General features: G+C 68.0%; 24 protein-coding genes. 12 read left to right on the top strand and 12 right to left on the bottom strand.

The window, feature by feature from the left end; translation table 11 throughout:
- Nucleotides 1-53: 53 nt before the first annotated feature.
- The 4 genes from B4A72_RS04650 to B4A72_RS04635 are packed head-to-tail and all read left to right on the top strand — an operon-like array spanning nucleotide 54 to nucleotide 3,850.
- On the top strand, nucleotides 54-971 hold the full coding sequence (locus B4A72_RS04650) for a carbohydrate ABC transporter permease (protein WP_292978162.1): 918 nt from the start codon (nucleotides 54-56) through the stop codon (nucleotides 969-971).
- A gap of 10 nt (nucleotides 972-981) precedes the next feature.
- Nucleotides 982-1,818: a carbohydrate ABC transporter permease gene (locus tag B4A72_RS04645; protein ID WP_292978161.1), complete on the top strand. Its 837-nt coding sequence runs from the start codon at nucleotides 982-984 to the stop codon at nucleotides 1,816-1,818.
- A complete protein-coding gene (locus B4A72_RS04640) occupies nucleotides 1,815-2,837 on the top strand; it encodes a Gfo/Idh/MocA family protein (RefSeq protein ID WP_292978160.1) in 1,023 nt (340 codons plus the stop codon). Before B4A72_RS04645 ends, B4A72_RS04640 begins: the two co-directional genes overlap by 4 nt.
- 11 nt (nucleotides 2,838-2,848) lie before the next feature.
- A complete protein-coding gene (locus tag B4A72_RS04635; protein WP_292978159.1) occupies nucleotides 2,849-3,850 on the top strand; it encodes an ABC transporter ATP-binding protein in 1,002 nt (333 codons plus the stop codon).
- A 71-nt stretch (nucleotides 3,851-3,921) separates the two neighbouring features.
- Here B4A72_RS04635 and B4A72_RS04630 read toward each other — a convergent pair whose 3' ends face one another.
- Nucleotides 3,922-4,989: a YcjF family protein gene (locus B4A72_RS04630; RefSeq protein ID WP_292958371.1), complete on the bottom strand. Its 1,068-nt coding sequence runs from the start codon at nucleotides 4,987-4,989 to the stop codon at nucleotides 3,922-3,924.
- Nucleotides 4,986-6,353 (bottom strand): YcjX family protein, encoded by a 1,368-nt coding sequence (locus B4A72_RS04625; protein ID WP_292978158.1) that lies wholly within the window; start codon nucleotides 6,351-6,353, stop codon nucleotides 4,986-4,988. Before B4A72_RS04625 ends, B4A72_RS04630 begins: the two co-directional genes overlap by 4 nt.
- Before the next feature lie 110 nt (nucleotides 6,354-6,463).
- Between B4A72_RS04625 and hrpB the strand changes: the two genes are divergently transcribed.
- Nucleotides 6,464-8,932, top strand: a complete 2,469-nt coding sequence (hrpB, locus tag B4A72_RS04620; protein ID WP_292978157.1) for an ATP-dependent helicase HrpB — start codon at nucleotides 6,464-6,466, stop codon at nucleotides 8,930-8,932.
- A gap of 210 nt (nucleotides 8,933-9,142) precedes the next feature.
- Here the strand turns inward: hrpB and B4A72_RS04615 are convergent, their stop codons facing one another.
- Nucleotides 9,143-9,973, bottom strand: a complete 831-nt coding sequence (locus B4A72_RS04615) for a TIGR00730 family Rossman fold protein (RefSeq protein WP_292958365.1) — start codon at nucleotides 9,971-9,973, stop codon at nucleotides 9,143-9,145.
- A 105-nt stretch (nucleotides 9,974-10,078) separates the two neighbouring features.
- Here B4A72_RS04615 and dapD point away from each other — a divergent pair, with 105 nt between their 5' ends.
- Entirely contained in the window at nucleotides 10,079-10,900 is an 822-nt protein-coding gene (dapD, locus tag B4A72_RS04610) for a 2,3,4,5-tetrahydropyridine-2,6-dicarboxylate N-succinyltransferase (protein WP_292958363.1), read from the top strand.
- Entirely contained in the window at nucleotides 10,897-11,346 is a 450-nt protein-coding gene (locus B4A72_RS04605; RefSeq protein WP_292958361.1) for a YaiI/YqxD family protein, read from the top strand. Before dapD ends, B4A72_RS04605 begins: the two co-directional genes overlap by 4 nt.
- 71 nt (nucleotides 11,347-11,417) lie before the next feature.
- On the opposite strand, the gene B4A72_RS04600 is transcribed toward B4A72_RS04605, so the two are convergent.
- The 7 genes from B4A72_RS04600 to B4A72_RS04570 are packed head-to-tail and all read right to left on the bottom strand — an operon-like array spanning nucleotide 11,418 to nucleotide 16,785.
- Nucleotides 11,418-12,344, bottom strand: a complete 927-nt coding sequence (locus B4A72_RS04600) for an AEC family transporter (protein ID WP_292958359.1) — start codon at nucleotides 12,342-12,344, stop codon at nucleotides 11,418-11,420.
- Nucleotides 12,344-13,024: a nitroreductase family protein gene (locus B4A72_RS04595; RefSeq protein WP_292958357.1), complete on the bottom strand. Its 681-nt coding sequence runs from the start codon at nucleotides 13,022-13,024 to the stop codon at nucleotides 12,344-12,346. The genes B4A72_RS04600 and B4A72_RS04595 overlap by 1 nt, the downstream gene beginning before the upstream one ends.
- A gap of 13 nt (nucleotides 13,025-13,037) precedes the next feature.
- A complete protein-coding gene (gene mbfA / locus B4A72_RS04590) occupies nucleotides 13,038-14,018 on the bottom strand; it encodes an iron exporter MbfA (RefSeq protein WP_292958355.1) in 981 nt (326 codons plus the stop codon).
- Nucleotides 14,019-14,027: 9 nt separating this feature from the next.
- Nucleotides 14,028-14,303 carry a sulfurtransferase TusA family protein gene (locus tag B4A72_RS04585; protein ID WP_292978156.1) on the bottom strand — a complete coding sequence of 92 codons (276 nt, stop codon included), beginning with the start codon at nucleotides 14,301-14,303 and terminating at the stop codon, nucleotides 14,028-14,030.
- Nucleotides 14,300-14,812, bottom strand: coding sequence for a DUF2478 domain-containing protein (locus B4A72_RS04580; protein WP_292958351.1), 513 nt, complete (start codon nucleotides 14,810-14,812; stop codon nucleotides 14,300-14,302). Before B4A72_RS04580 ends, B4A72_RS04585 begins: the two co-directional genes overlap by 4 nt.
- A gap of 13 nt (nucleotides 14,813-14,825) precedes the next feature.
- The gene (locus B4A72_RS04575; RefSeq protein WP_292978155.1) at nucleotides 14,826-15,452 is read right to left on the bottom strand and encodes a response regulator transcription factor; all 627 of its coding nucleotides are present in this window, start codon (nucleotides 15,450-15,452) and stop codon (nucleotides 14,826-14,828) included.
- 10 nt (nucleotides 15,453-15,462) lie between these two features.
- A complete protein-coding gene (locus B4A72_RS04570) occupies nucleotides 15,463-16,785 on the bottom strand; it encodes a sensor histidine kinase (RefSeq protein WP_292978154.1) in 1,323 nt (440 codons plus the stop codon).
- 148 nt (nucleotides 16,786-16,933) lie between these two features.
- On the opposite strand from B4A72_RS04570, the gene B4A72_RS04565 reads away from it, so the two are divergent.
- From B4A72_RS04565 to B4A72_RS04555, 3 genes are all read left to right on the top strand, one after another.
- The gene (locus tag B4A72_RS04565) at nucleotides 16,934-17,386 is read left to right on the top strand and encodes a GAF domain-containing protein (protein WP_292958345.1); all 453 of its coding nucleotides are present in this window, start codon (nucleotides 16,934-16,936) and stop codon (nucleotides 17,384-17,386) included.
- Nucleotides 17,387-17,506: 120 nt separating this feature from the next.
- A complete protein-coding gene (locus B4A72_RS04560; RefSeq protein ID WP_292958343.1) occupies nucleotides 17,507-18,133 on the top strand; it encodes a LysE family translocator in 627 nt (208 codons plus the stop codon).
- Nucleotides 18,130-18,786, top strand: a complete 657-nt coding sequence (locus B4A72_RS04555) for an RluA family pseudouridine synthase (RefSeq protein ID WP_292958341.1) — start codon at nucleotides 18,130-18,132, stop codon at nucleotides 18,784-18,786. The genes B4A72_RS04560 and B4A72_RS04555 overlap by 4 nt, the downstream gene beginning before the upstream one ends.
- Before the next feature lie 3 nt (nucleotides 18,787-18,789).
- Here the strand turns inward: B4A72_RS04555 and B4A72_RS04550 are convergent, their stop codons facing one another.
- A complete protein-coding gene (locus tag B4A72_RS04550) occupies nucleotides 18,790-19,569 on the bottom strand; it encodes an MBL fold metallo-hydrolase (RefSeq protein ID WP_292978153.1) in 780 nt (259 codons plus the stop codon).
- A gap of 150 nt (nucleotides 19,570-19,719) precedes the next feature.
- Here B4A72_RS04550 and B4A72_RS04545 point away from each other — a divergent pair, with 150 nt between their 5' ends.
- Both B4A72_RS04545 and B4A72_RS04540 read left to right on the top strand, forming a co-directional pair.
- Nucleotides 19,720-20,775: a saccharopine dehydrogenase gene (locus B4A72_RS04545; RefSeq protein ID WP_292956826.1), complete on the top strand. Its 1,056-nt coding sequence runs from the start codon at nucleotides 19,720-19,722 to the stop codon at nucleotides 20,773-20,775.
- A 2-nt stretch (nucleotides 20,776-20,777) separates the two neighbouring features.
- Nucleotides 20,778-21,914: a saccharopine dehydrogenase C-terminal domain-containing protein gene (locus B4A72_RS04540; RefSeq protein ID WP_292956829.1), complete on the top strand. Its 1,137-nt coding sequence runs from the start codon at nucleotides 20,778-20,780 to the stop codon at nucleotides 21,912-21,914.
- A gap of 110 nt (nucleotides 21,915-22,024) precedes the next feature.
- On the opposite strand, the gene ispG is transcribed toward B4A72_RS04540, so the two are convergent.
- Complete coding sequence (gene ispG, locus B4A72_RS04535) at nucleotides 22,025-23,158, bottom strand: flavodoxin-dependent (E)-4-hydroxy-3-methylbut-2-enyl-diphosphate synthase (protein ID WP_292978152.1); 1,134 nt, start codon at nucleotides 23,156-23,158, stop codon at nucleotides 22,025-22,027.
- Between the last annotated feature and the right edge of the window lie 71 nt (nucleotides 23,159-23,229).

Genomic DNA, 23,229 nt, shown 5'->3' with positions numbered 1-23,229 from the left:
CTTCGCCCCCCGGACCCCCCGAGGGTATTTTCGCAACGAAGAAGAGGTGAGGCGTGGCCCGGCGAAAGGAGTTCCGCTGGCATATCGCGGTGTTTCTGGCGCCCGCGGTGCTGGTTTATACGGCGATCATGATCGTGCCGCTGATCGGGACGCTGAACCTGGCCTTGTGGGGCGAAAGCGAGGCGGGGCCGGTCTTCGTCGGTCTGCGGAACTTTGCCACCCTGTTCGGCGATCCGCGGTGGTCGGCATCGTTCTGGAACGCCTTGGCCAACAATGCCTGGTTCTTTCTGGTGCACATGCTGGTGCAGAATCCGGTGGGCGTGATGCTGGCGGCGCTGCTGTCATCGCCACGTCTGCGGATGGCGGCCTTCTATCGCACCGCGATCTTCATTCCGACGATCCTGTCCTTTGTCATCGTCGGCTTCGTCTGGAAGCTGATCCTGTCGCCGATCTGGGGCATCGCGCCCGGGATGCTGGACGCGGTGGGCCTGAAGGCGCTGTTCGCGCCCTGGCTGGGCAAGGAGCAATATGCACTGACGACGCTGGCGCTGATCTCGGTCTGGCAGTTCGTCGGCATCCCGATGATGCTGATCTATGCCGCGCTGCTGTCGATCCCCGACGAGGTGATCGAGGCGGCCGAGATGGACGGCGTCACCGGCTGGGCGCAGTTCCGCAAGATCAAGCTGCCGCTGATCCTGCCCGCGATCGGGATCATCTCGATCCTGACCTTCGTGGGAAATTTCAACGCCTTCGATCTGATCTACGTGACGCAGGGGGCGCTGGCGGGACCGGATTTCTCGACCGACATCCTGGGAACGTTCCTCTATCGCACCTTCTTCGGCTTCCAGTTGCAACTGGGCGATCCCAACATGGGGGCGGCGATCGCGACGGCGATGTTCGGGATCATCCTGGTCGGTGTCTGCCTGTACCTGTTCGGGATCCAGACCCGGCTGCGGCGATACCAGTTCTGAGGATGCGGGCATGAGCGCAAGACATTCCCCCGCCCGCAGCATCGCCGCCCATGCGATCCTGATCCTGTATACCCTGATCGCGCTGTTCCCGGTCTTCGTGATCGTCATCAACAGTTTCAAGTCGCGCCGCGCGATCTTTGCCCAACCGCTGTCGCTGCCGACATCCGAGACCTTCGATCTGATCGGCTATCGGACGGTGCTGAAACAGGGCGATTTCCTGCAATATTTCCAGAATTCGATGATCGTGACCCTGGCCAGCCTGTTCTTCGTGCTGCTGTTCGGCGCAATGGCCGCCTTTGCCCTGTCGGAATACCGGTTTCGCGGCAACCTGCTGATGGGGTTGTATCTGGCGCTTGGGATCATGATCCCGATCCGGCTGGGAACGGTGGCGATCCTGCAGATGATGGTGGCCTCGGGGCTGGTCAACACCCTGACCTCGCTGATTCTCGTCTATACCGCGCAGGGGCTGCCGCTGGCGGTGTTCATCCTGGCCGAATTCATGCGCGGCGTGTCCGACGATCTGAAGAATGCCGGGCGGATCGACGGGTTGTCGGAATACCGCATCTTCCTGCGGCTGGTCCTGCCGCTGATCCGCCCCGCGATGGCCACGGTCGCCGTGTTTACCATGATCCCGATCTGGAACGACCTGTGGTTTCCGCTGATCCTGGCGCCTTCCGAGGCGACCAAGACGATCACGCTGGGAAGTCAGGTCTTCATCGGGCAGTTCGTCACCAACTGGAACGCGGTTCTGGCGGCGCTTGGGCTGGCCATCGTGCCGGTGCTGGTCCTGTATCTGATCTTCTCGCGCCAGCTGATTCGCGGCATCACCGCAGGAGCCGTCAAATGATCCGTGTCATGATCGCCGGAATGGGCAACATGGGTATCAGCCACGCGCTGGCCTGTCACGAAAGCCCTGATTTCCGGATCGTCGGGCTGGTCAATCGCAGTATTCCCGATCTGCCCGATTCGCTGCGGGATTATCCGCTGAGCCATGACTATGCCGAGGCGTTGGCGCGTCTGAAACCCGATCTGGTGGTGATCGCGACCTATTCCGACAGCCATGCCGATTTCGCGGTGGCGGCGATGCGGGCGGGGGCGCATGTCTTTGTCGAAAAGCCGCTGGCGACGAATGTGGCGGATGCGCGGCGGGTGGTGGATTGTGCCGCCGCCACCGGGCGCAAGCTGGTCGTGGGCTATATCCTGCGCCACCATCCCGGCTGGCAGCGGCTGATCGCCGAGGCCCGCGCGCTTGGCGGACCCTTCGTGTTCCGCCTGAACCTGAACCAGCAAAGCAGCGGGCCGTCCTGGGCGGTGCACAAGGCGCTGATGCGGACGACCTCGCCCATCGTCGATTGCGGGGTGCATTATGTCGATGTGATGTGCCAGATCACCGATGCGGCCCCCGTCGAGGTGCGCGGCATGGGGCTGCGGCTGTCGGACGAGATCGCGCCGGACATGTATAATTACGGCCATTTCCAGGTTCTGTTCGCGGATGGCTCGGTCGGCTGGTACGAGGCCGGATGGGGGCCGATGATGTCGGATGCCGCGTTTTTCGTGAAGGACGTGGTCAGCCCGAACGGCGCTGTCTCGATCCGGATGCCGGCCGATGCGCGGTCGGACGATATCGACACGCATACGCAGACCTCGACCCTGCGCATCCATCGCGTGGGGCGGGGGCACGAGGATCTGTCGATGCAGGGCGAGCCGGGACACCAGGAATTGTGCGATGCCGAACTGGCCTTCGTCGCGCGGGCGATCGCCGGGGATCTGGACCTGACGCGGCACATGCAGGACGCCGTGCAATCGCTGGCGGTCTGCCTTGCGGCGGATGAAAGCGTGCGCAGCGGCGCGCCGGTCAAGTTGTGAAGGGGGCGGCGATGGGCGCGCTGACACTGGCGAATGTCACCAAGCGCTTCGGCAAGGCCGAGGTCATCAGGGGCGTGGATCTGAGCGTGGAACCGGGCGAGTTCTGCGTCTTCGTCGGCCCGTCCGGATGTGGCAAGTCGACGCTTCTGCGGATGATCGCGGGGCTGGAAGACGTGACCTCGGGCGATGTGCTGATCGAGGGGCGGCGGATGAACGACGTGGCCCCGGCCAGGCGGGAAATCGCCATGGTGTTCCAGACCTATGCGCTTTATCCCCATCTCAGTGTGCGCGACAACATGGGGCTGGCGCTGAAACAGCTTGGCACGCCCAGGGCGCAGATCGTCGAGGCCGCCGACAAGGCTGCCGGAATGCTGGATCTGGCACCGCTGATGGATCGCAGGCCCGCGGAATTGTCGGGCGGGCAAAGGCAGCGGGTCGCCATCGGGCGGGCCATCGTGCGAACGCCCAGGCTGTTCCTGTTCGATGAGCCGTTGTCCAACCTGGACGCCGCCCTGCGCGTGGCCACCCGGATCGAGATCGCGCGGCTGCATCGCGAACTGGGCGCGACGATGGTCTATGTCACCCACGATCAGGTCGAGGCGATGACGCTGGCGGACAAGATCGTGGTTCTGCGCGACGGGCGGGTCGAACAGATCGGCCGGCCGATGGATCTGTACAACGATCCCGACAACACCTTCGTCGCGGGCTTCATCGGCTCGCCGCAAATGAATTTCCTGAAGGCCCGGCTTCTGGGGCTGGGGTTCGAGACACTGGGGATCCGCCCCGAACATCTGGCGATCTCGGCCGGGGCCGGGCAGATCGAGGGGCAGGTCAGCCATCTGGAAAAGCTGGGCGGAGAAACGCTGACCTATGTGCGCACCGAGGATCACGGCCTGCTGACCGTGCGGCAATTCGGCGAGCACGACCATCCCGTGGATGGCACGGTCCGGGTCACGCCCGATCAGGAACGGGCGTTCCGGTTCGACGCGGAAGGCAGGCGGCTGCGGGACTGACCGGGCGCGATCGCCCCGATGGCGGGCTGGTCATCCCCTGAATGGTTCCACGACAACAGCGCAACCGGTGACTACCTGTCGTCGCCGAACAGCCCGCGCAGCCCGCGTGTGACCAGGTTGCCAACCTTCGGGCGGGGCTGGGCCATGAAGGGCAGGGGGCGGCAGACCTCCATGGCGGCGATGCCGACGCGCGCCGTCAGGGCGCCGTTCACCACGCCCTCGCCGAAGCGGCGGCTGACCTTGGCCAGAACGCCACCGCCCGCGACCGTGTGGATCAGATCATCGCCCGCCGCCACGGCGCCGGTCGCGACCAGATGGGTCATCACCGTCCGTGCCAGCCGCCATCCTCCGACCGCGCCGGCGCGGCCGCCATAGATCTCGGCCATGCGGCGGATCATGCGCAGATTGGCTGCCAGCGCCGCCGCGACATCGGCCAGGGCCAGCGGGATCAGCGCCGTCGCCGCCGCCACAGTCCGGGATGCCGCCTCGATCTCGCGCCGCGCCTCCTGGTCCAGCGCGGCCAGCAATTCCGTCTCGGCCATCGTCAGCAGCGTGCGCGTGTCGAAGGCATCGGCCCGATTGTCGGCCAGCCGCTTGCGGCCCCATTCCATCTGCGGGCGCTTGTGATACAGGCGCAGCAGATCGTCCACGACCCGGCGGGCCTGATCCAAGCTGTCGTCGGCCAGCGCGGCACCTGCCTGTCGCTGGATGGCGTCGATCTTCGCGAACCGGGCCCAGGCCCGATATTCGCGCCATGCCATGCCAAGCGCGGCCAGCGTGAACAGCCCGAACAGGGCGATCCCGATCCAGCCGAGGATCGGATAGCTGTCCAGAAGCCGGTTGATGAAATCCAGCGCGGCGATGGACAGAAGAAAGGTGAACAGCGCCACGCCCGTATTGATGAAGAACCGCGTCAGCTTCGAGGGCGGCCGGCCGACGAGACGGGTCACCATTTCCATCGTGCGGGGGCGGGGCAGGGCCAGATCGGCCTCGTCTATGGGGGTCGCGTCGGCGGGGCTGGGGCCGTCCTCGCGCGGTTCGTGCCGGGCGGCGCGGGGTGCCTCGGGCCCCGCAGCCGTTCCGGGCGCGTCCAGCTCGATCAGAACCGGGCCGCGTTTGCGGGCAGAATCGTCGGTCACAGTCGGTCTCCGATCAGGAATTCCACGGCACGGTCCAGCCGGATATGGGGCGGGCCGTCGCCCGGACGCGCGGTCATCGGCGCCGGCGCAAAGTTCATGATGGCGTAATCGCCGTCCAGCCAGCCCTGCGCGCCCTCGCGCGCGGGATGCAGCAGCGCCGCCGGATCGGCGGGCAATTCGCCGGGATAGAAGGCCGCCTGACGCCCGTCCAGCAGCCGGCCGCGCACGGCGGGCAGTTCCTCGTTTTCCTGCCGGATCATGTCCTCGGTCGTTGCGCGCAGGGCGGCGATGGACATGGCCTCGGTGCGCGCGCCGCTGAAATCGGCGCGGTCGCGGGCCTCGCGGAGCATGGCCGACAGCATCGCGGTCAGGCGGTTGTGCTGAATGTGGTGCAGATGGTCGGCCTTGGTCGCGGCGAACAGGATGCGTTCCACGCGCCGGGTGCCCAGAAGCTGGGCCAGCCAGCCGGCGCGGCCCGGGCGGAAGGCGGTCAGGATATCGGCCATGGCGCGGCGCATGTCTTCGACCGCGCGCGGGCCCTGATGGATTGCGCCCAGCACATCGACCAGCACCACCTGACGGTCGATCCGGGCGAAATGGTCGCGGAAGAAGGGTTTCACGACCCGCGACTTGTAGGCGTCGAAGCGGCGGCGGAATTCGCGACCCAGCTTGCCATCGCGCAGGGTGCCCGGCAGCGGCGCAAAGGTCAGGGCGGGCGATCCGGCCATCTCGCCCGGAATCAGGAAACGCCCCGGCGTGCAGTCCGAAAAGCCCGCATCGCGGGCGGCGTTCAGATGCGCGGTATAGGTCTGGGCCAGGGTCTGGGCGGTCGGTTCGTCGAACCGCGTGCCGTCGATCCCCGACAGGGCTGCCATGTAGTCCTGCGCGCCGGGCCGGCCCTGCATCCGCGCCATGACCTCGTCCGACCAAGTCGCGAAATCGCGATCCATCAGCCGCAGATCCAGCAGCCACTCGCCCGGATAATCGACGATGTCCAGATGCACGATCTGCGGCCCGCGCAGGCCGGACAACAGCCCCTTGCGATCGATCCGCAGGGACAGGCGCAACTGGCTGACATGGCGGGTGCCGTCGGGCCAATGCGGGCCGGGGCCGGTCAGCGCCGCCAGATGACGTTCGAAATCGAAGCGGGGGATGGTGTCGTCGGGCTGCGGTTGCAACCAGGCGGCCTTCAGGCTGCCATCGGCGGCGGCGCGCAGCGCGTGCATCCGGCCGCGATCCATCAGGTTCGCGACCAGCGAGGTGATGAACACCGTCTTGCCCGCGCGTGACAGGCCGGTGACCCCCAGCCGGATCACCGGATCGCCGAGGCCAAGACCCGTCATCAGATCGCTGCCGATACCCATTCTGCCTGCCACCCTTTTGTCGTTGCCCCGAAGATAGGGGCCATGCGCGCGATTTCATAGATCGCGGCGCGGGCTTTCGCGCGGGCCGGGGCTTTGGCATAACCCTGCGGATGTCCGACCGCCTGCCCATCGAAGACGTTCTGCCGGCGCTTTGCGCGGCCCTGGCCGCGCATGGCCGCGCGGTTCTGGTCGCGCCTCCGGGGGCGGGCAAGACGACGCGGGTGCCGCTGGCCCTGCTGGATCAGATCGCGGGCCGGATCGTGATGCTGGAGCCGCGCCGACTGGCCGCCCGCGCCGCAGCCGAGCGTCTGGCCCATGGTCTGGGCGAGGGCGTCGGCGGGCGGGTCGGGTATCGCATCCGCGGTGAATCGGTGCCGGGAAGCCGGATCGAGGTCGTGACCGAAGCCATCCTGACCCGGATGATCCAGTCCGACCCCTCGCTGGAAGGCGTCGGCTGCGTGATCTTTGACGAATTCCATGAACGCAGCCTGAACGCCGATCTGGGCCTTGCGCTGGTCTGGGAGGCGCGAGGCGCGCTGCGCCCGGATCTGGCCGTTCTGGTCATGTCGGCGACGCTGGCGGCCGGGCCGGTGGCGGCGCTGATGGACGACGCCCCGGTCCTGCGTTCCGAGGGGCGGGCCTGGCCGGTCGAGACGCGCTGGCTGGACCGGCCCTTGCCGGCGGGGATGCGGCTGGCCGCCGAGGCCGCGCGGCTGATCCTGCAGGCCGAGGCGGAGACCCGCGAGTCAGGCGGCACGATCCTGGCCTTTCTGCCCGGCGAAGGCGAAATCCGGCGTGTCATGGGGCAACTGGGCGCGACGGATTGCGAGGTTCTGCCGCTCTATGGCGCGCTGGATGCCAAGGCGCAGCGGGCGGCCCTGTCCCCGCCGGGTGCACGGCGGCGGATCGTGCTGGCCACCGCCATCGCCGAGACTTCGTTGACGATCCCGCAAGTGCGGGTGGTGGTGGATAGCGGCGCGGCGCGGCGCGCGCGCTTCGATCCGGGCAGCGGCATGTCGCGGCTGGTGACCGAGCGGGTCAGCCGGGCCGAGGCCGATCAGCGCCGCGGCCGGGCCGGGCGCGTCGCGCCGGGACTATGCTATCGGATGTGGGCCAGGGCCGAGGAAGGCGCGCTGCCGGCCTTTGCCCCGCCGGAAATCGCGGTGGCGGATCTGGCCGGGCTGGCGCTGGAACTGGCGGCCTGGGGGGCGGAACCGGGCGATCTGGCCTTCCTGACCCCGCCGCCACGGGCGGCGCTGGCCGAGGCGCGGGCGCTTCTGGCGGATCTGGGCGCGCTGGACGCGGCCGGGCGCATCACCGGCCACGGCAAGGCCCTGGCGCGGCTGCCGCTGCATCCGCGTCTGGGCCACATGCTGCTGGCGGCCGGTCCGGATGCGGCCGAGCTGGCCGCCCTGCTGTCAGAGCGCGATCCGCTGCGCGGGGCGGGGGTGGATCTGGCCCTGCGGCTGTCGCTGCTGCGCGACCCCGGGGGATTTTCCGAACGGCATCCCGGCGAGGTCGACCGGGCGGCGGTTCGGCACATCCGGCACCAGGCGCGACGGCTGCGCCAAATGATTGCGTCCCGCGACGGCGGGGGGGCCGTCTGCCCCCCCGCACCCCCCCGAAGGTATTTGCAAAGAGTGCGAGATGCCGGGGTCTGGGCGGCACTGGCCTTTCCGGACCGGGTGGGCGTGCGGCGGTCGGGTGACGAGGCGCGCTTCGTGCTGTCCGGCGGCAAGGGCGCCGTGATCGAGCCATCCGATTCCCTGGCCGGTCAGCGCCTGATCGTGGCGGTCGATCTGGACGGCGATCAGCGCGAGTCGCGCGTGCGGCTGGCCGCGGCACTGGACGAGGCCGAGCTGCGGGCGGTTTGTGGCGCGCGGATCGAAGAGGTCACGCTTTGCGAATGGTCCCGGCGCGAGGGCCGCGTGCTGGCGCGCGTGCAGGAGCGGCTGGGGGCCTCGGTGCTGACGGACCGGGCCTGGGCCGAGGTGCCGCCCGAGGCTGTGGCGCGGGCGGCGCTGGAGGGATTGCGGCAGGAGGGGCTGGTCTGGAGCGCGACTGCTGCGCGGCTGCGCGCGCGCATCGCCCGGGTGGCCGGGCTGGGGCCGGTTGATGATGCCGCCTTGCTGGAGGATGGAGTATGGTTGTTGCCCTGGTTGGGGAAGGTCAGGAATCGGACCGACCTGCGGGCGCTGGATCTGATGCCCGCCTTGATGGCGCGGTTGGGATGGGAGGGTCAGCGGCGCCTGGAGGCCGAGGTTCCAGCGCATTTCACCACGCCTCTGGGGCGCAGGGTGGCCATCGACTATGACCATGAGACACCCTCCATCTCGGTCAGGTTGCAAGAGCTATTCGGCGTCACGCGGCATCCGGTGGTGGCCGGCCGGCCGCTGCGCATCAGCCTCTTGTCGCCGGGCGGCAAGCCGGTGCAGGTGACGACGGATCTTCCGGGTTTCTGGGCTTCGTCCTATGCCGAGGTGCGCAGGGAGATGCGCGGTCGCTATCCCCGCCACCCCTGGCCCGAGGATCCGCGCGAGGCCGATCCGACGATGCGCGCCAAGCCGCGGGGAACGTGACGCCGCAGATGCGGCTATCGGATGCCGGCCCCGGATCGCGGTCAAGGCATCTTGGTCACGGGTCCGGCGGTTCTGGCTGCGCATGCTGCGGAAGGCCGGCAGATCGCGTTCCGGGGGCAGTCGGGAATTGCGGAACGGAGGCCGCAAACGATCGCCGCTTGCTGCCATGCCGGAAGCGGCCCTGCCCCGGATTTTGCCATGGCCTGTCGCTCAGCAAGGTTCTTTCCATGCGTCGATGATCGCCACCGCTTCCTTCGCCGTCTCGACATATTGGAACAGGGACAGATCCGCGTCGCTGATCGTCCCGGCCTCGGCCAGTGCCTGCCAGTTGATGATCCGGTCCCAGAACGCGGCGCCGAACAGCAGGATGGGGACCGGTTTCATGCGGCCGGTCTGAATCAGGGTCAGGGTCTCGAACAATTCGTCCAGCGTGCCGAAGCCGCCCGGAAAGACGGTGATCGCCCGCGCTCGCATCAGAAAGTGCATCTTGCGGATCGCGAAGTAATGGAAGTTGAAGCACAGGGCGGGTGTCACATAGCGGTTCGGCGCCTGTTCGTGCGGCAGCACGATCCCAAGGCCGATCGATTGCCCCCCGGCCTCGTCCGCACCCAGATTGCCGGCCTCCATCACGCCGGGGCCGCCGCCGGTGCAGATCACGAATTCGCGGCCATAGCTTTCCATGCTGCGCTGCGTCATCGCATGGGCAAAGAGCCGGGCTTCCTCGTAATATCGCGACAAATCCGCCAGCGCCCCCGTGCGCGCGCCGTCTGCATCGGCGGGGGCGGGGATGCGGGCGCCGCCGAACATCACGACGGTCGATTCGATACCGCGCTCATCCATCACCATCTGCGGTTTCAGCAGTTCCAGTTGCAGCCGCACGGGCCGCAATTCCTCGCGCAGCAGGAAATCCCGGTCCGTGAAGGCAAGGCGGTAGGCCGGAGCACGGGTCTGGGCGGTGTCGAGCGTCCGGTCGGCGCGGTTGGCATCCTCGTCGCTGTGGGGCAGGGGATGGGCGCGGTCGCGGTCGTCACTCTGGGTCATCGGGGCCTCGTTCGGGGCGGCACGCGGATTGCGCGGCCCGTTCCCGACGCTTATAGCCCGAGGCGGATGTTTTCCACCCGGACACGACTTCAGAGAGAGGCCGCCATGACCGACCAGCTTGAACAAGCCATCGAAACCGCCTGGGACGACCGCGCCACGATCACCAGCGCCACCGGCGGCGCGGTGCGCGAGGCCGTCGAGGAAACGCTGAAGGCGCTGGATTCGGGTGCGTTGCGCGTGGCCGAAAGGCGCGGCGCCGACTGGCATGTGAACCAATGGGCCAAGAAGGCGGTGCTGCTGTCCTTTCGACTGAACGACATGGAACAGATGTCGGGCGGGCCGCAGGGCGGCGGCTGGTGGGACAAGGTCCCGTCGAAATTCGAGGGCTGGGGCGACAATCAATGGCGCGCGGCCGGGTTCCGCGCGGTTCCGGGTGCGATCGTGCGGCGCAGCGCCTTCATCGGCAAGGGCGCGGTGCTGATGCCTTCCTTCGTCAACCTGGGCGCGCATGTGGGCGAGGGAACCATGGTCGATACCTGGGCCACGGTCGGATCCTGCGCCCAGATCGGCCGCAACGTCCACCTGTCGGGCGGCGTCGGAATCGGCGGCGTGCTGGAGCCGTTGCAGGCCGGCCCGACCATCATCGAGGATGAATGTTTCATCGGCGCGCGTTCCGAGGTGGTCGAGGGTTGCATCATCCGCGAAGGCTCGGTCCTGGGGATGGGCGTGTTCATCGGCCAGTCGACCAGGATCGTCGATCGCGAGACGGGCAATGTCATGTATGGCGAGGTGCCGGCCGGTTCGGTCGTCGTCGCGGGGTCCATGCCTTCGAAGAACGGCGTGAACCTGTATTGCGCGGTCATCGTCAAGCGGGTGGATGCGAAGACGCGGGCCAAGACCTCGGTCAACGAATTGCTGCGCGATTGACGCTTTTCATCGACGCCGATGCCTGCCCGGTCAAGGCCGAGGCCGAACGGGTCGCGACCCGGCTGCGCGTGCCGATTGTGCTGGTCTGCAATGGCGGGCTGCGGATGCCCGCCCATCCGCTGGTCAGCCTGAAGATCGTGGCCGAAGGCCCGGACGAGGCGGACCGGTGGATTGCGGATCAATGCGGGCCGGGCGATGTGGTGGTGACCTCGGATCTGCCGCTGGCGGATCGCTGCCTCAAGGCCGGGGCACAGGTCGTCCGGCATGACGGCGAGGTACTGACGGCGTCGAATATCGGGCCGCGCCTGGCCAGCCGCGATCTGATGGCCGACATTCGCGCGGCCGACCCGTTTCATCAGGGCGGAGGCCGGACTTTCGGCAAGGCGGACCGGGCACGGTTCCTGCAATCGCTGGACGGCCTGCTGGTGAAGGCTCTGCGCCGCTAGCGGGTGCGCGCCTGTTTGTCGTTCGCTGCCTGTGCCGCCTTTCATGGCCGGTGCAGGGCGGAGCCGGTCGGTCAGGTCTGGCCGGTCAGGGCCATGATCAGCGGAAAGGTCGCGATGCTGCCGATGGTCGAGATCAGGATCGCGGCCGAGACCCGCTGCTGCGCCACCCCGAAATACTGCGCAAGAATATAGACATTGCCCGCCACCGGCAGCGCCGCGGCGGCGATCATCACGCCTGCGGCGAAGGGCTGGACCCCCAGCAGCCAGGCCGCGATTCCCACCGCTGACGGATGGAGCACCAGCTTGGCGAAACCAAGCCAGCCCGACGCCGCCAGTCGCCGCGCCTGCCGGCCCGCAAGGCTGGCGCCGATGGCAAACAGCGCGCCCGGCGTCGCCGCCGCGCCCAGCAGAACCAGGAATTCGTCCAGCGGTCCGGGCATGGGCAGGCGCAGGCCGGACCAGACCAGCCCCGCCGCCATCGACAGGATCATCGGATTGGCCACGATCCCGCGCAGCACGGGCAGCACGGTCGTCAGCCGCAGCCCGCCGCTGCGCGCGGCGTGGATGATCAGCGTGATCAGCGTCGAAAACACCAGCATGTCGATGACCAGAACCATCAGAACCGGACCCACGGCCTGTGGACCCAGCAGCATGACCAGCATCGGCACGCCCAGAAAGCCGGTATTGCCGATCATGCAGCATTGCGCCTCCATCGCTGCCTCGGGCGTGGGCAGCGCTCGGGCGCGGGCCACCGCGAAGCCGGTCAGCCAGATCAGCGCCGAGCCCGACAGATAGGCCGAAACGAAGCGCGGATCGAACAGTGCCGCCAGATCGAGATTCGCCGCAAAGCGGAACAGCATTGCCGACAGGGCGAAGAAGAAGACGAATTTCGTCAGCCAGGCGGCCGCCTGTTCGGGGAAAAAGCGGGTCCGGGCGGCCATCCAGCCCAGTCCGATCAGCCCGAAGAAAGGCAGCGTCTTCAGGAATACGGCCAGCATCAGAAGACGGACATGATCTCGGACAGCGCCTTCTTCTGCTTGGCGGCGGCCGGCACCGTCGCATCATCGGCGGGCAGGCCCACCGGCAGGATCATCACCGGCTTTTCGCTGTCGGGCCGAGCGCATAGATGATTCAGGAACTTCATCGGGTTGGGCGTATGCTCCAGCGTTACCAACCCGGCGTGATGGATCGCGGCGATCAGCATCCCGCAGGCGATGCCGACGCTTTCGGGAACGTAATAATGCTTGTGTCGCTGGCCGTCGCGCATCCCGTATCGCTGGGCGAAGACGACGATCAGCCAGGGCGCGGCGGTCAGATGCGGCTTGTCGGGCCCGGTTCCCACCGGCTCCAGCGCCGCCAGCCAGGCATCGCCGCCGCCGCCGGCATAGAAGGCGCGTTCCTCCTGTTCGGCGGCGGCGCGGATGCGGGCCTTCATCGCCTCATCGCGGATCGCCGCGAAATGCCACGGCTGCTGGTTCGCCCCCGAGGGCGCGCTGCCGGCGGCGTCGATGCAGGCCGCGATCACCTCGGCCGCGACCGGGGCATCGCTGAAATCCCGAACCGAATGGCGCCGCCGCATGTAGTCGCGAAAGGCGCGCGCGGCCCGAAGCGAGGCATCGGGCGGCAATTGCACGCGGTCGGGCAGGGCCAAGGGCCGGTAGGTCAAGCGTTCCCCCATCGCGGCGGGGCCATCAGCCGGATCCGATCAGCACCCCCGTCGCGAAGACCAAACCACCGCCCACCACCACTTGCAAGGCCGCCCGCCAGAAGGGCGTCTGCATCCAGCGGTTCTGGATCCAGGCGATCGTCCACAATTCGATGAAGACGACGACAAAGGCGATGATGGTCGCGGTCCAGAAATGCGGGATCAGATAGGGCAGCGCATGGCCCAGCCCGCCAAGCGCGGTCATCACCCCCGAGGCGATGCCCCGCTTCAGCGGCGATCCGCGCCCCGACACCACCCCGTCATCCGAGGCGGCCTCGGTGAACCCCATGCTGATTCCGGCCCCAAGGCTGGCGGCCAGCCCGACCAGAAACGTCGTCGCCGGATCCTGCGTGGCGAAGGCGGTCGCAAAGATCGGCGCCAGGGTCGAGACGCTGCCATCCATCAGCCCGGCCAGTCCGGGCTGGACCCAGGTCAGGATGAAGTCGCGATGGGCCACGTCCTCCTCGGCCTCGCCGGCCTCGTCGGTCAGATGATCCCCTGCCAGTTCGTCCGCCCGTGCCTCGTGGCCGCGTTCGGCCGCGGCCAGATCGCCCAGCAGCTTGCGCGTGCCCGCATCCGAACTGGCCTGCGCCGCGCGGGCATAGAATTCGGCCGCGTCATGTTCCATCAGCGCCGCCTCGGCGCGGATCGACCGAAGCGACAGATTCTGCATCATCCAGGCAGGGCGGCGGCCGTAATAGCCGGCCACGTGTTCGCGCCGGATCACCGGGATCGCCTCGCCGAACCGGACCCGATGCGCCTCGATCAGGCGGCGGCGATGATCGTCTTCTTCCGCGCCCATCCCTTCGAAGACCTGCGCCGTCGCGGGATAGTCGGGCCGCAGGAAATCGGCCCAGTTGCGATAGATGCGGGCGTCATCCTCTTCCGAGGAAATCGCCAGCGCCAGCACCTGCTGTTCGGTCAGGTCATCAAATCTCTTGCGGTTCGACAGGATCGGCAATCTCATCTTCGGTCCTCAAATATTCCCGGGCGTGAGGCCGCTTGCGGCCGAGGGGGCGGAAGGTCCCCTTTCCACGGTGAATTCATGCGCGCCATCGCCCAGTTCGCGCATCTCGATCATGACATGGCCCGCCTCGGCGCAGAAATGCGGCACATCGACCACCGCCATCGGATCGGTGGCGACCAGCCGCAGCCGCGTGCCCGCGGGACGATCCAGCAGGACCTTGCGCAACCGCAGGACCGGCAGCGGGCACAGCAGGCCGCGCGCGTCGATGACCGGGATCGCGGTCACGATTCCCCCGTGGTCCGTGCAAGGCACCAGCCGGCCAGTTCCGCTGGATCGACACGTTCGCCCATGCCGTCGCAGAAGCCGGCGAAGGCGTCGCGCTGTTCCGGCGGCACATGCAGCAGGACCGGCAGGCCGTCGGCCACGGCCTGGGCGATCACGGCGCGGAAACCGCGTCCGACGGCCTCTTGCCGGCCGAATTTCGGAACGATCAGCAATTCCGCCCCCGCCAGTCGCGCGCCGACACGGGCGGCGGCCATTTCCAGCGCCCCCGGATCCAGGCGGCAGCCGGCCGAGCCCCCGCCCAGCGATTGCGAGATCCGGATCGGGCGGTCTTCTTCGCCGATGACCAGAACCTCCATGTCGCAGGCGCAATCGGCGCCCTGATCGATGTTGATCTGGATCGCCCCGGCCACCCGCAATCCCGCCGCCGAGAGGTCGCGGGCCAGCCGGGCAAGGGTCCGGTCCGCCTCGCCCGGCTTCGTCTCGTCATCCAGTCCGAACCAGCCCAGCATCTGCGCGATCTCCCTAGACGCCACTGTCGAGGGCGAATTTCATCAGGCCGTTGATTCCGTCCACGCCCAGCTTCTTCTTCAGCGCCGACGAGGTATTGGCGGCGGTCTTGTAGCTGACATCCAGTTCATCCGCGATGGCCTGAAGGCTGAAGCCGCGCCCGATCAGGGCCAGAACCTGTCTTTCGCGATCCGACAGCGCCGCCAGCGGATCGGCCGCGGCACCGGCGCGCAGCGTGGCCAGCGCCAGCGCCTGCTTGGCCGACAGATAGAATTCGCCCGCCTCCAGCGTGCGGATGGCGGCGCGGAAATCGTCGGGGGCCGCGTTCTTCGACAGGAACCCCTGCGCCCCCGCCTGCAACGCGCGGGCCGCAAAGCCGGTCTGGTCGTTCATTGAAAAGATCAGGATCCGCGCCTGTGGCACGGCCGCGCGCAGGGGCGCGACCAGATCCAGTCCACCGGTGCCGGGCAGGCTGATATCCAGCACGATCAGGTCGGGTGCGGGCGCTTCCTCCTGCAACAGGCGCAGCGCCTCGTCGCCCGACATGGCCTGCGCCACGCGCTCATAGCCCATCTCGCGCAGCAGCCGCGATGCCCCCAGATGGGTGATCGGGTGATCGTCGATGACCAGCGCGGTCTTCATCGCATGGGCCTCACAGCGGCTGCGACAGGGGCAGGATCGCCTCGATCGCGGTTCCGGTTCCGTCCGATGACAGGCTCATGCGGCCGCCCAGCAGCGTGATCCGCTCGCGCATCCCGGTCAGCCCGGTGCCCTCGCGGCTGTCCGGGTCAAGCCCCTTGCCGTCATCGGCAAGGATCATGCGCCAATGCGCCGGGTCGGTCCAGAGCCGGATATCGATGTGGCGGGCATCGGCATGGCGCAGGGCGTTGGTGATTCCCTCTTGCAGGATGCGGAACAGCGTCAGCGCGACGGATTCGTCGGGTTCCGGCAGGTCGGGGGCCAGCGACAGGCGGATGTCGGTGCGCGGAAAGCGGCGGCCCATGTCGTCGACGTATTCGGCCAGCACCGCCGCCAGCGGCAATTGGCCGATCGACACCGGCCGCAGATCCTCCAGAAGCGACCGGTTCACCCGCGCGATCTGATCGGCGATGGCGGCGATCGAGCTTGCGTGATCGCGGATCGTGTCATCGGGTGCCGCGTCGCGCAGGGCGTCGGCCTCGACCCGCAGGCCGAACAGGCAGGGCCCCATCTCGTCGTGCAGGTCGCGGGCGATGGCCTTGCGTTCCTGGTCGGCGCGGCTGACGACGCGGCGTTGCAGGCGGGCGCGGTCGGCCTGCGCCTTTTGCAGCGCGCCGGCCAGCGCATCGACCCCGGCCGCGACCGGGGCCAGGTCGCGCTGCGGCAATGTCCCCACGCGCGCGTCCAGATCGCCGCGCCGCAGATCGGCGAGCCGGGCGGCGATGGTCGCGACCGGGCGCAGAGCCTGGCGGACGGCCACAAGGATCAGCAGCATCTGCACCGCCGCCGCCAGCGCCGAAAGGCCCAGGATCGTGCGCATTTCGCGCCAGGCGGCAGCAATCCCGGCCGTGGGATCGCCCACGACATAGACAAAGCCCCGCGGCCGCCCCGCCAGCACCGCCGGAAGACGGATTTCCTGCGGATCGGGTGCGACGAGCCGGGCGAACCAGCCGGGCGCGCCACCGCTGGTCTCGGCCGGCGCGGCGACGGGCGTGATCTGCCCGGTCCGCGCATCCAGCACGCCGATCCGGGTATGGCGCGGCGGAACCAGGCGTTGCGGCAGCGCCGCCATCAACCGGTCGGGCGGCGCCGCGCCCTGCATCGTGCCGATCGTGGCAAGAACCAGCGCCCGGGCGGTCTCGGTGGCAAGCCGGGTTTCGGTTCCTATATCGCGCCGGATCGCGTTCAGGCTGGCCGCCGCGAGCGCGGCGAAAAGCCCCGCCTGAACGGCGAGGATCACCAGCAGGATGCGCGGGATCAGGGGCAGGCGTCTCATGGCGGCAGATTGGCGCGGCGGCACGCGCGCGTAAATGGGCGAAAGGGGGGGGCTCTGCCCCCGTCCCGTTCCGGGACTCCCCCGAGGTATTTGGAAAGAGTGCGAGGGTGGGCTTTTCGTGCCGTGGCGGGCGGCGTAGAGAGGGCGAATGACAGATTACGACGCACTTTCCGCCCGGATCGGGGCGCTGGCCCGGGGCGAGACCGACGAGGTTGCGCTGATGGCGACGCTGGCCTGCGAAATCCATCATGCGGACGACCGTTTCGACTGGACCGGGTTCTATCGCGTGGCCGGCCCGGAATTGTTGAAGATCGGTCCCTACCAGGGCGGGCATGGCTGTCTGGTGATTCCCTTCTCGCGCGGGGTTTGCGGGGCAGCGGCGCGGACAGGCAGAGTGCAGCTGGTGTCCGATGTCGCCGATTTTCCCGGCCATATCGCCTGCGCCGCCTCGACCCGATCAGAGATCGTGTTGCCGGTTTTCGGCCGCGCCGGGCGGCTGATCGGGGTTCTCGACATCGACAGCGACCAGCCCGATGCCTTCACCCCCGAGGATGCGCGACGTCTGGAGCTGATTCTGGCGGAGGTGTTTGGTGGGCTCTGATATGTTGGTGCGGTTTTCCGGCCGGGTCGGAACGCCCGAGCCAAGGGGAGGCCAACGCGGCCTGCGCCGGCACGTCCGGCCGAGGTTCGGCGGCGAGGTTCGCGACCCGGTGTGGCCGACATGATCTGGGAGACCATCGCCAATATTCCCCTTGCGCAGATGATGGCCTTCATCGCGGGCGGGCTGGTGCTGAATTTCGCCCCCGGCCAGGATGTGTTCTTCGCCAGCGCCTGCGGGATCCAGGGCGGACCCAGGGCCGGGGCGCTGGCCGGTCTGGGCGTCGGTCTGGGCGTCATGATGCATGTGACGCTGGCGACCGTAGGTCTGGGCGCGGTGGTCGCGGCCCATCCCGGCGCGCTGCGGGCCATCAAATATGCGGGCGCGGCCTATCTGCTGTGGCTGGCCTGGAAAAGCTGGCGGGCGGGGCCGGTCAATCCTGCCGCGCGGGGCAGCGTCAGGCCGTGGAACATCATCCGGCGCGGCTTTCTGTCGAATGCGCTGAACCCCAAGCCGGTGCTGTTCCTGCTGGCGTTCCTGCCGCAATTCACCAGCGTCGCCTGGGGCCCGATCTGGCAGCAGATCCTGGGGCTGGGCCTGATCTTTGTCTTCACCGGGACGCTGGTGACCATCGGCTACGGCGTCGTCGGCGGCTATGCGGGCCATGTCATCGGGCGTCGTCTGGGCGTGGTCAACAAGATCGCCGCCGTCATGTTCGCGGGGCTGGCGATCCGGCTGATCGCGAAATGAGTCAGGCGGATTTCGTCTATGCTCCGCCTTCCGAGGCGCCCACGATCATCCATGCCGATCACGAGATCCTGGTGGTGGCCAAGCCCGCCGGTCTGCTGTCGGTGCCGGGGAGAGGACCAGACCGCGCCGATTGCCTGATCGCGCGGCTGCGCGGTCCCTTTCCGACAATCCTTCTGGTGCACCGGCTGGATCTGGACACCTCGGGCGTGATGGTCTTTGCGCTGACGCCTCATGCCCAGCGGCACCTGTCGAAGCAATTCGAGGACCGGCGGGTCAAGAAAGCCTATGTCGCGCGGGTCGCGGGGCTGGTGCAGCCCAGGACCGGCCGGGTCGACCTGCCGCTGATCGTCGATTGGCCGAACCGGCCGCGCCAGAAGGTCGATCGCGATCGGGGCCGCCCGGCGCAGACCGACTGGCGGGTGATGCGCGCCCTGGCCGACGAGACGCGGCTGCGACTGTTCCCGCTGACAGGGCGCAGTCATCAATTGCGCGTCCACATGGCCGAAATCGGCCATCCGATCCTGGGCGATCCGCTTTATGCAACAGGGGCGGCGCGCGGCCACCCGCGGCTGATGCTTCATGCCGAAAGCCTGCGGTTCCGGCATCCGGACAGCGGCATCCAGCAGACGTTTTCGGTCAAGCCGCCGTTCTGATCGTCAAGCGCCCTGACCGTTCGGATACCAGTCCGCGATCACGACCTTGGCGCCGGAATCACCGGCTTCGACCAGTTGCGCAAAGGCCTGCACGTCGCTGCCGCGATGATGATAGGGGAAAACGGTCTTCGGCTTGAAGGTCGCCACCGCCTCGGCGGCCTGTTCGATGGTCATCGTATAGGGCAGGTTCATCGGCAGGAAAGCGACCTCGATATTTTCCAGCGCGGCCATTTCCGGCACCGGCTCGGTATCGCCGGCGATGTAGAAACGGCTGCCGCCGATGGTCAGGACATAGCCATTATCGCGACCCTCCGGATGATACTGCATCCGCTCCGGGGTGGTGTTGTAGGCCGGGATCGCCTCGATCCGCATGTCCAGCGCCTGGGCTGAATCGCCGTTCTCCATCGCTGTCGCGCGTTCCTTCATGGCATCGGGCAGCATCTCGTTGACTGCGGGATTGGTGATCAGGCGGACGGCCGGCAGCGCCTCCAGCGTCGGCTGGTCGTAATGATCGCCATGCTGGTGGGTGATCAGGATCAGCGACGGCGCGGGCATGCCGGAAAATTTTTCCGCGCCGCCGACCGGATCGACATAGATCACGCCGCCGGGCGTCTCGATCACCATCGAGGCGTGTTCGACCGGATAAACGACGACCTCGCCGCCCTCCACGGGAAAGCGGAAGGGCGCGGCCGCCTTGTCCTGAGCCAGCAGGATGCGGGGCAGCGCCGAGGCGCCAAGCGCGAGGGCAGCGGTCGTGAGACCGGAACGGCGGGTGAAATGCATGAAAGTGCCTCCTGCTGGCAGGTTGGATCAGAGGGTCAACGCGGTTCGCGAAGATCCGGTTCCGCTGTCGCCGGTCGCGTCGCTTGCCGTGGACGCGGGGCTGCCCTAGACACGGTTTCCGAAAGCCACGCGAGGATGAAGGGGCGTTTCGTGACACATCTGTGGGTGCGGGCAGAATGCCGCCCGAACGAAGATCGCGTGGGAATCACGCCCGATGGGGTCGCGGCTCTGATCGCGCAGGGGATGGCGGTGACGGTCGAGGACAGCCCGCGCCGGGTGATCCCGACCGCAGCCTATGCCAGGGCCGGGGCCGAGATCGTGCCCGAGGGGTCCTGGCCCGATGCCCCCACGGACGCGATCATCTTCGGGCTGAAGGAATTGCCCGACGACGGCTCGGCCCTGCCGCACAGCCACATCATGTTCGGTCACGCCTTCAAGGGACAGCCCGCCGGGCAGGTGCTGCTGCGGCGCTTTCGCCATGGCGGTGGCACGCTGCTGGATCTGGAATATCTGACCGACGATGAGGGGCGGAGACTGGCCGCCTTCGGCTATTGGGCCGGCTATGCCGGTGCCGCCGTGTCGCTGAAAGCCTGGGTCGCGCAGATCGGCGGCGGCATCTGCGGGCCGGTCCATGCCTATGCTGACCAGCACCGGCTGATCGAGGAATTGCGCGCGCAGATGGATGCCACGGCCCGGCCCCGGCCCCATGCCATCGTCATCGGCGCCAAGGGGCGCGTGGGCAGGGGCGCGGCCGATCTGCTGTCGGCGATGGGCGTGCCCGTGACCCGCTGGGACATGGAGGAGACCGCGCATGGCGGCGTCTTTCCCGAAATCCTGGCGCACGAGATTTTCGTCAATGCGATCCTCGCCCGGCCCGGCGCCCCGGTTTTCGTGCCGGCCAGCGCGGTGGCGCCGGGCCGTGCGCTGCGGGTGATCGGCGATGTGGCCTGCGACCCGACCAGCGATTTTTCCCCGATCAAGGTCTATGAGCGCACGACGACATGGGATGCCCCGGTGCTGCGGGTGGCCGACAATCCGCCGCTGGACGTGATGGCCATCGACAATCTGCCCTCGATGCTGCCGCGCGAATCCTCGCAGGACTACGCGGCGCAATTGCTGCCCGTCCTGGCGCAGCTGGACCGGCCCGAACAAGGCCCGTGGGGCCGCGCCCGGTCGATCTTTCGCGATCATCTGGAAAGGGTTTGACCATGACAATCCACTGGATCGGCACCGGCCTCAGCGCCATTCCCGGCCTGCGCAGGCTGCTGCGAACGGGCGCGCCGGTCACGGTCTGGAACCGGACCGAGGCCAGGGCGCGCGAGGCCGTGGGCGACCTGGCGGGCGACATCCGCTGCTACAGCTTTACCGCGCTGGAAGACGCGGTGGGGCCGGGCGACATCATCGTGTCGATGTTGCCTGCCGATCAGCACCTGGCGCTGGCGAGGATGGCCATCGGCAAGGGCGCGCATTTCGTCAGTTCCAGCTATATCGCGCCGGACATGGCGGCGCTGGATCAGGCGGCGAAGGCCGCGGGTGTGGCGCTGGTGAACGAGGTCGGCCTGGATCCCGGCATCGATCATCTCATGGCACATGATCTGGTGGCGGATTTCCGTCGTGCGGCGCGGCCGGGCGATATGGTCCGCTTTACCTCGTATTGCGGCGGGATTCCGAAATATCCCAATCCGTTCCGCTACAAGTTCAGCTGGTCGCCGCTGGGCGTGCTGCGGGCCCTGCGCGCACCGTCAAGATCCCTGCGCGGCGGTGCGGTGCGCGACGTGTCCCGTCCCTGGCACGCGATCGAGGGTTACGACGCGCCCCTGCCCGTGCCCGAACATTTCGAGATCTATCCGAACCGCGACTCGCTGCCCTTCGTGCGGCAATATGGCTTTGATCCCGACTGGAACCTGCAGGATTTCGTGCGCGGCACCATCCGGCTGAAGGGCTGGGCCGAGGCATGGGCGCCCGTTTTCGACGAGATCGAGGCCCTGGACGGCGAGGCCGCCGAACCGCGCCTGCGCCAGATGGCCGAGGAATTCTGGCGCGACAATGCCTATGCCGAGGGTGAACCCGACCGGGTCGTGCTGTTCGTGGCCCTGCGCGCCGAACGCGACGGCGCGGCGGTCTGGCACAAGGAATGGGTGATGGATGCGCAGGGCGATCGGGATCGCACTGCGATGGCCCGACTCGTCTCGACGCCGGTCGCGCTGGCGATCGCGGCAGTGCGGGACGGGCGCATCGCGCCGGGTGTCCATGCCGCGCCGGATGCGCCCGACCTGATCGCCGAGTGGCTGGCCGAGATCGGCCAGATCGCGCAGCATCTGGAAAAGGTGGATCACCTGGGCTGAGGATCGCGAGGGCGCCGCCAGACGCGCCTCTGCCGGGGCAAGGGATCGATCGGCGACCACGGCCCTGTGGGGCGCCACCATCGCGGGCGGGCCGGCCCTGAGACGGAAAGCTATTCCGCCGCTGTCTCGGCCGTGGCGTTTTCGGCCTCGATCATCTCGGCGCGTTTCTCGACCAGATCGACGATGTGGTCGATCATCTGTTCGTTCGACATCTTGTGGCTCTGGCGGCCGGCCATGTAGATCATGCCGCTGCCCGCGCCGCCGCCGGTAAAGCCCAGATCGGTCATCAGTGCCTCGCCGGGACCGTTCACCACGCAGCCGATGATCGACAGGCTCATCGGCGTCTTGATATGTTCCAGCCGCTGTTCCAGCGCCTCGACCGTCTTGATGACATCGAAGCCCTGCCGCGCGCAGGACGGGCAGGAAATGATCTGCACGCCGCGCGTCCGCAGCCCCAGCGATTTCAGGATCTCGAACCCGACCTTCACCTCTTCGACCGGATCGGCCGACAGGCTGACGCGGATCGTGTCGCCGATCCCGGCCCAGAGAAGGTTGCCCAGCCCGACCGCGGATTTCACCGTGCCGCCGCGCAGCCCGCCGGCCTCGGTGATGCCCAGATGGATCGGCGCGTCGGTCGCCTCGGCCAGTTGCTGATAGGCGGCGGCGGCCAGGAACACGTCGCTGGCCTTCACGCTGATCTTGAAGTCGTGAAAATCGTTGTCCTCCAGGATCCGGATGTGATCGAGCCCGGATTCGACCATCGCATCGGGGCAGGGTTCGCCATATTTCTCCAGCAGGTGTTTTTCGAGGCTGCCGGCATTCACGCCGATGCGGATCGAGCAGCCGTGGTCGCGGGCGGCGCGGATCACCTCGCGCACCCGCGCGGCGCTGCCGATATTGCCGGGATTGATGCGCAGGCAGGCGGCGCCGGCCTCGGCGGCCTCGATCGCGCGCTTGTAGTGGAAATGGATGTCGGCCACGATCGGCACCGGGCTTTCGCGGCAGATTTCCTTCAGCGCGCGGGTCGTATCCTGATCGGGGGCGCTGATGCGGACGATATCGGCCCCCGCATCGGCAGCGCGAATCACCTGGTCCAGCGTCGCGCGGACATCGCGGCCGTCGGTATTGGTCATGGTCTGGACACTGATCGGGGCGTCGCCGCCGACCGGGACATTGCCGACCATGATCTGGCGGGATTTCCGCCGCTCGATATTGCGCCAGGGGCGGATCGGGTTCAGCGACATGCGGCACCTTTGGGTTTCGCCCCCGCAAATAAGCCATCGCGGCCCGCGCCACAACCGCCACACGGGCGGTT

It is taken from the genome of Paracoccus sp. UBA5162 (genome assembly GCF_002413585.1).
In the GTDB taxonomy this organism is placed as follows: Bacteria; Pseudomonadota; Alphaproteobacteria; order Rhodobacterales; family Rhodobacteraceae; genus Paracoccus.
The sequence above is the reverse complement of the archived record's forward strand: the minus strand, read 5'-3'. Positions and strand labels throughout refer to the sequence as shown.

Coding starts and splice junctions, on each gene's coding strand:
- B4A72_RS04635 (WP_292978159.1), top strand. CDS start 2,849: ATGGGCGCGCTGACACTGGCGAATGTCACCAAGCGCTTCGGCAAGGCC.
- ispG (WP_292978152.1), bottom strand. CDS start 23,158: ATGTCGCTGAACCCGATCCGCCCCTGGCGCAATATCGAGCGGCGGAAA.
- hrpB (WP_292978157.1), top strand. CDS start 6,464: ATGTCCGACCGCCTGCCCATCGAAGACGTTCTGCCGGCGCTTTGCGCG.
- mbfA (WP_292958355.1), bottom strand. CDS start 14,018: ATGAGATTGCCGATCCTGTCGAACCGCAAGAGATTTGATGACCTGACC.
- B4A72_RS04625 (WP_292978158.1), bottom strand. CDS start 6,353: ATGGGTATCGGCAGCGATCTGATGACGGGTCTTGGCCTCGGCGATCCG.
- B4A72_RS04595 (WP_292958357.1), bottom strand. CDS start 13,024: ATGGGGGAACGCTTGACCTACCGGCCCTTGGCCCTGCCCGACCGCGTG.
- B4A72_RS04575 (WP_292978155.1), bottom strand. CDS start 15,452: ATGAAGACCGCGCTGGTCATCGACGATCACCCGATCACCCATCTGGGG.
- dapD (WP_292958363.1), top strand. CDS start 10,079: ATGACCGACCAGCTTGAACAAGCCATCGAAACCGCCTGGGACGACCGC.
- B4A72_RS04565 (WP_292958345.1), top strand. CDS start 16,934: ATGACAGATTACGACGCACTTTCCGCCCGGATCGGGGCGCTGGCCCGG.
- B4A72_RS04645 (WP_292978161.1), top strand. CDS start 982: ATGAGCGCAAGACATTCCCCCGCCCGCAGCATCGCCGCCCATGCGATC.
- B4A72_RS04560 (WP_292958343.1), top strand. CDS start 17,507: ATGATCTGGGAGACCATCGCCAATATTCCCCTTGCGCAGATGATGGCC.
- B4A72_RS04615 (WP_292958365.1), bottom strand. CDS start 9,973: ATGACCCAGAGTGACGACCGCGACCGCGCCCATCCCCTGCCCCACAGC.
- B4A72_RS04555 (WP_292958341.1), top strand. CDS start 18,130: ATGAGTCAGGCGGATTTCGTCTATGCTCCGCCTTCCGAGGCGCCCACG.
- B4A72_RS04600 (WP_292958359.1), bottom strand. CDS start 12,344: ATGCTGGCCGTATTCCTGAAGACGCTGCCTTTCTTCGGGCTGATCGGA.
- B4A72_RS04540 (WP_292956829.1), top strand. CDS start 20,778: ATGACAATCCACTGGATCGGCACCGGCCTCAGCGCCATTCCCGGCCTG.
- B4A72_RS04570 (WP_292978154.1), bottom strand. CDS start 16,785: ATGAGACGCCTGCCCCTGATCCCGCGCATCCTGCTGGTGATCCTCGCC.
- B4A72_RS04640 (WP_292978160.1), top strand. CDS start 1,815: ATGATCCGTGTCATGATCGCCGGAATGGGCAACATGGGTATCAGCCAC.
- B4A72_RS04550 (WP_292978153.1), bottom strand. CDS start 19,569: ATGCATTTCACCCGCCGTTCCGGTCTCACGACCGCTGCCCTCGCGCTT.
- B4A72_RS04580 (WP_292958351.1), bottom strand. CDS start 14,812: ATGCTGGGCTGGTTCGGACTGGATGACGAGACGAAGCCGGGCGAGGCG.